Raw genomic sequence first — 8,361 nt, 5'->3', positions numbered from 1 at the left:
GAAATGGTTGCCGCACTGAAATCCGGCGCCTCGAACTACACGTGGGCGGCCGCCGTAGTGGGCTCGAACAACGCCGCCGGCTACCAGCTGGCCACCGAACTGCCGGTCATGGCGGTGGGCGGTTTCAACGGCACGGACCCGTCTCCCACCCTTGAGCAGTTCCAGCAGCTCGTTGCACAGGGCAAGATCCACTACTTCATCGCCGGCGGGACCATGCAGGCGAACAGCGGATCGGAAGCCCCCGCCCAGATCGCGCAATGGGTGGCTGCGAACTTCCAGTCACAGACCATCGGCGGGACCACGGTGTACGCACTGGCGGGGTGAGCCGGCTGGCTGAAGCACCCAAACGGGTTGTGGCGGTGACCGCGGAGTAATCCGAGGTCACAGCCACAGCCTTTCTGTCGCCCTCCAGGCCCCGCAAGAAAACTTTCAAAAAGACCCTTGTTTTGCAAACGTTTGCAGAGAAAAGTGGACGCCACTGCAGATCCCATTTCCAAGCTTTCGTTGCATCAAGGAGGATGTATGTATTTCGCCGACTGGCTCGTTTTAGGGGCCTACTTCGTCGTCATGATAGGGATCGGCTGGTGGGCCAAGAGCCGAGTGAAAAACGCCGCGGACTTCTTCACAGCCGGCGGGAAGATGCCGTGGTGGCTGGCGGGAATCTCCCACCACATGTCCGGCTATTCGGCAGCTGTCTTCGTGGCCTACGCCGCCATCGCCTACACCACCGGATTCGCACTGTATGTCTGGTGGGCGCTCACCATCACCATCGCCTGCCTTGTTGGCGCTGTCTTCTTCGCCCCGCGCTGGCCGCGCCTGAGGCAGCGTTTGGGAATCATCTCCCCGCTCGAATACCTGGCTACGCGCTACAACCTGCCCGCGCAGCAAGTACTGGCTTGGTCCGGTGCCGCATTGAAAGTCTTCGATGTTGCGGCCAAATGGGCGGCCAGCGCGATCCTGCTGAACGTGTTCGCCGGGGTTCCGATCGCCGTTGGCATCCTGATCGTTGGCGGGGTCACGCTCATCTATTCGACCATTGGCGGTTTGTGGGCGGACGCATTGACGGATATGGGCCAGTTCATCATCCAGTCCGTAGCGGGCATTGCGATGCTTATCTTCGCCGTGGCCAAGCTCGGGGGCGTTTCCTCGATCGCGGGAATCTGGTCCCGTCTGCCGGCCTCGCACTCACAGCCATTCGCGGGGGACTACACCATCGGATTCTTCCTCGCCTATTGCCTGATCAGCACTATTTCCTACAACGGCGGAACCTGGAACCTGGCTCAACGCTTCATCGCCGCTCCGTCCGGCTCAGCGGCCCGCAAATCAGTCCTGCTTTCGGGCGCACTGTATCTCGTGTGGCCTCTGGTGCTTTTCTTCCCGATGTGGGCCGCGCCGCTGATCCTGCCCAATCTGACGCACCCGGATCAGGCTTATGCGCTCCTGACCCAGCAACTGCTGCCGGCCGGCCTGGTGGGGTTGGTCGTCGCCGGAATGTTCTCACACACCATGGCCATGACGTCTTCGGACGCCAACGCGATTTCCGCCGTCGTCATCCGGGACATCATCCCTGCGCTGCGCGGTTCCCGGCAGCCCCTGACGTCGCGGGCGGAACTACTGGGTGGCCGGATTTCCACGTTCCTGTTCATCGGATTGTCGATGGTCATCGCCCTGAGCGCGGATTCATTCGGCGGGGTCCTGGGCCTGATCATCCTCTGGTTCGGTGCCTTGGTGGGGCCGATCGCCGTTCCCATGCTGTTGGGGATGTTGCGCCCGTTCCGGCGCTGCGGCCCATCTGCAGCCCTGTTCTCCTGGGCCACCGGTTTGCTCGTTTTCGCACTCGCAAAGTACGCTTTGGCCGCTCCCATCGCGAGCCTGGGCACGGCCAGTGCGCAGACAATCAACGTGGCCGCTCCGGTGCTTGCCTCGGCGATCGTCTATTGCGTCTTCGGCTGGCTGCGCCCGTGGCACAACGAAGCATCCGACGCCCTTGTCGAGTCCCTTGACCGGGACCTTGAGCCGGCCACATCGATTCCAGTCGAAAGCACCGTGGCATGAGCGCAACTGGATCCGAAATACGGGATCAGCTGCTCAAGGGAGTCCTCCCTTGGTGGCTCGAGAACGGGGTGGACAGGGAAAACGGAGGGGTTTTCACCTGCTTTTCCAACGCAGGGCGGTTGCTTTCGAACGAGAAATATACGTGGTCCCAAGGCCGCTGGGCTTGGCTCTGTTCAAGGATTGCGTTTGACAGCGGGGACGGGATCATCGCGGAAAATCCCCAGTTGTGGGCTGCCTTGTCGATTGAAACGGCCAGGTTCATCCAAGAACACGCCATCTTGGACGGCAGCGTGACGGCATACCGCACATCGGCTGAGGGGCAGGCGCTACCGTCCGGGCCGCAAGGGGAGATCGCCGTCAGCGTACTGGCCGACCTCTTTGCGGGCTTGGGCCTGGCGGGTGCAGCCCGGCTTCCCGAAGCGGCTGGCCGCGAACGTGACGAGTGGCTCCAATCAGCCCATGCGCTTCTCGCCCACGCCGAAGAAAGAATCGAGGCCCGGAAGGCTCCGTCCGAGCCCTACCCCGTCCGCGCCGGATTCAAGGACGCGGCCGGGCTGATGCTGCTCCTGAATGTGGGCGCCCAACTCCATTTGGCCTGCGGCTCTGTTGAAAGCGCCGAAACAGCCGGTGCCGCGCTTTCCCAGCTGCTCGGCGACGGATCCTCCGAAGGCATGTGGAAGGCCGACACCTGGTGGGAATACCGGCCTGACAGTAGCGATGACCTGGACACGCTCCTGGCCCGCCACCGCACCCCCGGCCACTTGTTGGAGATGCTCTGGATGGTCATGGAAGCCGCCGAAATAGTGCCCGGACTTGCGCCACGTATTCCGGATTGGCTACCGGACCTTGCCATCCGCGCCCTGGAAGCGGGTTGGGATGACCAGCATGGCGGCATCTTCCGATACGTCGACAGCACCGGGGATGAACCGCGGGGCAGGCTTTTCGGCAACGACCCCTACGAAACGTTGGTGACCCAAACGTGGGACACCAAGCTGTGGTGGGTCCAGGTTGAGGCCCTCTACGCAACCAGGCTGCTCGCCGAGCGTTTCGGGCGGCCCGACCTCCTGGATTGGCATGAGCGGATCTGGTCCTACACCCTCGGCACCTTTCCGGATCCCTCCGGCCAGGAGTGGCTGCAAATCCGCGACCGCGAGGGGAAGCCCCTCGACAAGGTGGTGGCGCTGCCCGTCAAGGACCCCTTCCATATAGCCCGATCCCTCCTCCTGACTACTGAACTAGAAACCCGAAGGACACACACGTGACAGCACTGACCACTTACAGCCCTGTCGTTTCCACACACCCGGACCGGGCCGCACTGGGGGAACACGCCGGCGCGCATGCAGCGGAAACGCTGCGCAAGGCGCTCCGGAACCAGCGGGAGGTCCGGCTGATGCTCGCAGCAGCTCCCAGCCAGGAGGCAACGCTTCAGGCGCTCGTCCAGGAGCCCGGCATCGATTGGAGCCGCATAACGTGTTTCCACATGGACGACTACCTCGCGCTCGAGCCGGACGCACCCCAAGGATTCGGAAACTGGCTGCAACGTACGTTCTTCAGCTTCCTTCCGCCCACCACCTTTCACCGCATCAACCCGGGGAACCCTGCCCAAGACGAAGCGGAGCGCTATGGCACGTTGATGGGCCAAGATCCCTTTGACCTCGTCTTGCTCGGATTGGGGGTCAACGGCCATCTTGCCTTCAACGATCCCCCGGCCGACCTCGCCGACCCGCTGCCCGCCCGCGTCATCAACCTGGACCAAGTAAGCCGCCAGCAACAGGTGGACGAAGGGCATTTCGCCGGTTTCGACGACGTTCCGCAGCGCGCCATCACCGTCTCCATCCCGCGTTTGCTGCATGCCTCCGAAATCATCGCCTCCGTGCCAGGCCGTGCCAAAAGGACTGCCGTCCACAACACCCTGAACCAGCCGATCAGCGGAGACCATCCGGGTACTGCGCTGCGCACGCACCCCAACGTCACCATCTACCTCGACGCCGAATCCGATCCGCGATGAACTCAAATGAGCAGCTCTCGGGCGACTACCTTGGAAAAATCACCGAGCTCCTCGGGCGGATCCGCCTGGAGGAAGCCGAAAACATCAGAGTCGCCGCGGACATTCTCGCGGCCCAGGTAGCCAAGGACGAACTGGTACACATCTACGGCCCGGGCGGTCATTCGAACCTGGCAAGCCAGGAAGTGTTCTTCCGGGCAGGCGGGTTGATGCACGTCTCGGCTATTTTGGACGAAGGCACCCTGCTCTCCGGCGGTGCCCTCCGCTCTATGGCCATGGAACGGACTCCGGGTTACGGCCGGATCGTCATCGAAGACGCGGGCCTCGGACCCGGGGATGTCCTCATCCTGGTCAACGCCTACGGCATCAATAGCGCGCTCATTGACGCGGCGCTGACGGCACGCGAACTATCGGTCACGACCATCGGCTTTTCCTCGCGCGAGCACGCGGAGGAAACAGCCGGTGACCACCCCGCACGGCATCCGCAAAAACTGAACCTGCACGACGTCGTCGACCACCACATCGACACGAAGGTTCCGGTCGGGGACGCCGTCATGGAGGTCCCCGGGGCAAAGGAAAAAACGGCCGCAGTGTCCACCTTCGCCAACGCCTTCGCCCTCAACTGGCTCATGATGTCCACCATCGGCAAGCTGAACGAAATCGGCATTGAGCCGCCATTGTGGCGATCGGGAAATGCTCCAGGCGGGGACGAAGCCAACCAGCAGTTCATTTCACGTTTCAAAGGACGGGTACACAAGCTGTGACACACCCCAAAACGATCGTGGGCAAAGACCCCCACCGGGGGATCAACATAGAAATCGCCTACGACACGACCATCCTGTCGGTGCGGGAGATCGGCCCTTTCCAAGGGGTGCCCGTGATCGCGCCGGGATTTATCGACGGCCAGGTCAACGGTTACGGCGGCCTGGACGTCAACTCCGCCGACGTCTCGCCGCAAACCATCATCAACCTGAGCGCGGAGCTTGCGAAACTGGGCGTCACCACGTGGGTCCCGACCATTGTGACAGCGTCGGAGGAGGCAATCACCGTCGCGCTCGAACAGATCAAGCGTGCCTGCGACATTGATCCGACCACCAGGGCAGCCATCCCCTGCGTGCACATCGAGGGTCCTTTCATCTCGGACCAGGACGGTCCCCGCGGTGTCCACGACGCCGCCTTCGTCCGTCCCTTGGACGCAGATGAGATTCGGCGCTGGCTTCGCGCAAGCGGAATGGTCGGTATCGTCACCGTCTCCCCACATACGCCCGATGCGCCGGCCCAGATCGCCCGGATCCGCGAACTCGGCGTCGAAGTGGCCATTGGACATACGCACGCGAGTCCTGAACAAATCACGGCTGCCATCACCGCGGGAGCCGGTCTGGCCACCCATCTGGGCAACGGCATCGCCACCACCCTGCCAAGGCATCCGAATGCCCTGTGGACTCAACTCGCTGACGACCGGCTCACGGCGGGACTCATAGCGGACGGCCACCACTTGCCCAGCGATACGCTCAAAGTCATGATCAGGGCAAAGACCCCCGAGCGCGCTTATCTGGTGTCTGACAGCACCGCACTGGCCGGTAGCGCGCCTGGCCGCCACCGCACTTCCGTGGGCGGCCTCGTGGATCTCGCTCCTGGCGGGAGGCTCTCCCACGTGGGTACGGACCTGCTCGCGGGGGCCGCCGCTACCCTCCCGGACGGATTCCGCAACGTGATCCGCAACGTCGGCCTGGAGCTACCGGAGGCCCTCAAAATGGTGACGTCCACTCCCGCCCGGGTGATTCCGGGCACCCGGCCGGGGCTCGGCCACCTTCGAGTCGGTTCCCCGGCAGATTTCGTCCTGATCACCGGGGAGGGACCCGGAGCCGGGACCATTACCGAGGTCATCCAGTCCGGCCGGAAAGTATCCGGCGGACCGGAATGAGTACCCCCCAAGCCGAGCAGGGCGTCCTGAGGGTGGGCGCCGCCGTCGTCGGGATCTCGCCGCCCGCAGGTACCCCAATGGCCGGATTCGCGGCGAGGACTGAACCGAGCACCGGTGTCCACGATCCCCTGACCGTCCGGGCGTTGGCTGTCGATGACACGTGCTGGATCACCGTGGATGTGTGCGGCCTGCACGAAGACACATGCACCCGCATCGCACGCGGCCTGCCCTTCATGCCGGAACGTGTCGCGATCACCGCGACGCATACCCACGCAGTCCGTGCGTCATGCCGGGCCGACTCGGAGGCCATGACCCGGGTCTCCTGGAGGAGATAGTCGTGGCTTGCCACGAGGCCGCCGAGACCGCGTTGGCCTCCCAACAGCCTGCCACCTTGCACTACGGCGAATCGCGCGGAGTGGACATTGCCAGGAACCGACGCCATCCCGAACGTGCCGTGGACCCGCCCGTCCAAGTCGCCACATTCAGCGACGAAGCCGGACAAGTGCTTGCCTGGATCCTGCTCTATCCGTGCCACCCGGTGGTCCTGGGTCCGGAAAACCGGCTCATCAGCGGCGACTATCCGGCGTTCACCAGGAGCGTCCTGGAGGAACGTTCCCCAGGCTCAGTGGCCCTTTTCCTGCCCGGGACCGCCGGTGACATCAACTCGGGCCATCGTGCCGACGCGTCGTACTCGCTTTCCGGCTCAACGGGCAGGACGATGGAGCAGGCGCGAAAGATCGGAGAACATGTGGCGGCATCCGCGTTGGAGACCCCGCTATTGCCGGTCTTCGGTTCCCGGGAGACCTCGGCGGCCCGGAGGACCGTCGGCGTCGCAATGAATGCGCGCGACGCGGTTTCCCCCTCGGCGTTGGGCCGGCAGTGGGAGGCCGAAGCGGTTTCTGCCGATCCGGGCCGGCGATCCCTTCTCAACACGTGGATGCAGTGGGCGATGGACCGCGGTCCCGACGACAAAATGTCCTGGCGCGCGCCAGTGAGCGTCTTCAACTGGCAGGGCCTGATCCTCGTAGGACTACCCGGAGAACCATTCTTGGCCGCAACGGAAGCCATCGCCTCCGAGCTCGAAGGGCCCGTATTCGTCACGGGCTACACCAACGGGTGCCCCGGATACTTCCCGAGCGCGGACGAATATGACTTCGGAGGATACGAAGTGGAGGACGCGCACCGCTATTACGGTATGCCTGCCCCCTTCGCGCCTGGCAGCGCGGAAGCCCTGGTCCGTGCCGCATTGGAGCTCGCGGGTGAGCTCCAATGACGGGCCGTCCAACCATCACGCAATTGGCGGCCGAACTCGGCATAGCCCCTCAACCGTGTCCAGGGCCTTTACCCGGCCAAACCTGCTCAAGCCCGAGACGGTGGCAATGGTTCAAAAGGCTGCCGAGCGCCGCCCTACGTACCGAACCATCACGCTCGCGCCCTCTCGACAGGACGCGCCGGCGCGATCGGACTCATCGTGCCGGACATCGCCAACCCGTTCTTCCCTCCACTGGTCCGCGCGGCCCAAAACTACGCGAGCGACCTCGGACTGTCCGTCTTCTTGGCGGACACGGATGAAGACCCCACCCGGGAAGACCGCCTCATCTCACGGATGGCGCCCCAGGTCGAAGGGTTGATCGTCGTATCCTCCCGGCTCGCTTCGTCCCGCATCCGACAAATCGCCGATTCCCAGCGGGTAGCCTTCATCAACCGCGATGTTCCGGAGACGTACCGGATCCTCCTGGACACTACGGCCGCCATCCGCTCCGGTCTGACGCACCTGTCCGGGCTCGGCCACCGCCGCATCGCCTACGTCGGCGGGCCACCACAATCATGGGCAAACAAGCAGCGCCGCTCGGCCGTGGACAACTTCTCGAAGGCCCACGCCCTCGAGGTCATGCACTTCAGTGCGGACCCGGGCACCTATGACGCCGCGAAGGCTCTGAGCGATTCGGTGGCAGCGTCCGGAGTCACCGCAGTCATCGCTTTCGACGACGTGATCGCGCACGGCTTGATGGGCGGGTTCGCTGCCGCGGGCGTTGGCGTCCCGAAGGACTTGAGCGTCATCGGATGCGACGACACCCTCGCGACCGAAACGTTTCCTGCCCTTTCGACGATCGCGGTCAATGTCGGTGCTGCAGCCCGGCGCGCCGTCGCCGCCCTCTCCGAGAACCCAGGCTCAACCAGCCTGACGGGCGCAAGGATCATCTTCGAGGGAACCCTCGTCCTCAGGGGAACAACAGGACCGGTCCGTCCCGCATCCAGCCCGCTGACGCTAGAACCGGAGCTCGATCACCCATCGACCGGAAGCGTCCAGGCTCGCCGTGGCAGTGACAGCTGAATAGTCCGCGATCTGCCACAGCCCATCCGCCGCCTCGCCGCC

The 8,361-nt window shown here is 64.1% G+C and carries 8 protein-coding genes and 1 pseudogene; all 9 read left to right on the top strand.

Annotated features, from left to right (window positions below):
• Nucleotides 1-324: pseudogene (locus tag AHiyo1_RS11175) on the top strand (glycosyl transferase); the annotation flags it as partial.
• A 198-nt stretch (nt 325-522) separates the two neighbouring features.
• Nucleotides 523-2,055 (top strand): sodium:solute symporter family protein, encoded by a 1,533-nt coding sequence (locus tag AHiyo1_RS11170; RefSeq protein ID WP_059388613.1) that lies wholly within the window; start codon nt 523-525, stop codon nt 2,053-2,055.
• On the top strand, nt 2,052-3,317 hold the full coding sequence (locus AHiyo1_RS11165) for an AGE family epimerase/isomerase (RefSeq protein ID WP_059388612.1): 1,266 nt from the start codon (nt 2,052-2,054) through the stop codon (nt 3,315-3,317). Before AHiyo1_RS11170 ends, AHiyo1_RS11165 begins: the two co-directional genes overlap by 4 nt.
• Nucleotides 3,314-4,063: a 6-phosphogluconolactonase gene (locus AHiyo1_RS11160; protein WP_216363182.1), complete on the top strand. Its 750-nt coding sequence runs from the start codon at nt 3,314-3,316 to the stop codon at nt 4,061-4,063. The genes AHiyo1_RS11165 and AHiyo1_RS11160 overlap by 4 nt, the downstream gene beginning before the upstream one ends.
• Nucleotides 4,060-4,824: a sugar isomerase domain-containing protein gene (locus AHiyo1_RS11155; RefSeq protein WP_059388611.1), complete on the top strand. Its 765-nt coding sequence runs from the start codon at nt 4,060-4,062 to the stop codon at nt 4,822-4,824. Before AHiyo1_RS11160 ends, AHiyo1_RS11155 begins: the two co-directional genes overlap by 4 nt.
• Nucleotides 4,821-5,984: an N-acetylglucosamine-6-phosphate deacetylase gene (locus AHiyo1_RS11150; RefSeq protein ID WP_059388610.1), complete on the top strand. Its 1,164-nt coding sequence runs from the start codon at nt 4,821-4,823 to the stop codon at nt 5,982-5,984. Before AHiyo1_RS11155 ends, AHiyo1_RS11150 begins: the two co-directional genes overlap by 4 nt.
• A complete protein-coding gene (locus AHiyo1_RS11145; protein ID WP_059388609.1) occupies nt 5,981-6,319 on the top strand; it encodes a hypothetical protein in 339 nt (112 codons plus the stop codon). Before AHiyo1_RS11150 ends, AHiyo1_RS11145 begins: the two co-directional genes overlap by 4 nt.
• Before the next feature lie 2 nt (nt 6,320-6,321).
• Complete coding sequence (locus tag AHiyo1_RS11140; protein ID WP_059388608.1) at nt 6,322-7,257, top strand: hypothetical protein; 936 nt, start codon at nt 6,322-6,324, stop codon at nt 7,255-7,257.
• A gap of 186 nt (nt 7,258-7,443) precedes the next feature.
• Nucleotides 7,444-8,319: a substrate-binding domain-containing protein gene (locus AHiyo1_RS11135; RefSeq protein ID WP_084784469.1), complete on the top strand. Its 876-nt coding sequence runs from the start codon at nt 7,444-7,446 to the stop codon at nt 8,317-8,319.
• Nucleotides 8,320-8,361 lie beyond the last annotated feature (42 nt).

It is taken from the genome of Arthrobacter sp. Hiyo1 (assembly GCF_001263615.2).
Taxonomy (GTDB): Bacteria; Actinomycetota; Actinomycetes; order Actinomycetales; family Micrococcaceae; genus Arthrobacter.
This window is presented reverse-complemented; position numbering and strand designations above follow the sequence as displayed.

Coding starts and splice junctions, on each gene's coding strand:
- AHiyo1_RS11165 (WP_059388612.1), top strand. CDS start 2,052: ATGAGCGCAACTGGATCCGAAATACGGGATCAGCTGCTCAAGGGAGTC.
- AHiyo1_RS11170 (WP_059388613.1), top strand. CDS start 523: ATGTATTTCGCCGACTGGCTCGTTTTAGGGGCCTACTTCGTCGTCATG.
- AHiyo1_RS11155 (WP_059388611.1), top strand. CDS start 4,060: ATGAACTCAAATGAGCAGCTCTCGGGCGACTACCTTGGAAAAATCACC.
- AHiyo1_RS11145 (WP_059388609.1), top strand. CDS start 5,981: ATGAGTACCCCCCAAGCCGAGCAGGGCGTCCTGAGGGTGGGCGCCGCC.